The organism is Polynucleobacter sp. JS-Safj-400b-B2 (assembly GCF_018881975.1).
Taxonomy (GTDB): Bacteria; Pseudomonadota; Gammaproteobacteria; order Burkholderiales; family Burkholderiaceae; genus Polynucleobacter.
Genome location: NZ_JACVPJ010000036.1, coordinates 1 through 530 on the forward strand (window position 1 = coordinate 1; position 530 = coordinate 530).

Here is a 530-nt window from a genome sequence, read left to right on the forward strand (position 1 = left end):
GCTTCAATATCAGCGCCTACTAAGTCAGCCAAATTGGCTAACTCGTTCATAAAGGAGATACGGGTCGCTAGCATCGCATTGGCTGCGTATTTAGTTAGCTCAGCACTTTTGACATCCATGTAATAGGTACGCTCATGGTGGCGATTAAAGGGAGCGTAAAGCTTGCGCATCTGCTCTTTGGCATGCAATCCTGCGGGGGTACTTTCAGTGCCAATCACAATGCGGTCTGGCCTCATAAAGTCTTCTACGGCAGCGCCTTCTTTGAGGAACTCAGGGTTAGAGACTACAGAACACAGTTCTGGAGATAAGCTTCTTTTTTTTAGCTCTTGCGTAATGGCTGCAAAAACTTTGTCAGCAGTACCCACTGGCACCGTCGATTTATCGACGATGACTTTAGGAGAAGTCATATGACGACCAATATTGCGCGCTGCCGCTACGACGTATTGCAAATCAGCTGAGCCATCTTCATCCGGAGGTGTACCAACCGCGATGAACTGAATATCACCATGAGCAACTGAGGCAGCAATATC

At 47.7% G+C, this 530-nt stretch carries 1 pseudogene; it reads right to left on the reverse strand.

Annotated features, from left to right (window positions below):
- Window positions 1-530, reverse strand: a pseudogene (locus tag ICN48_RS13770) (UDP-glucose 6-dehydrogenase); the annotation flags it as partial.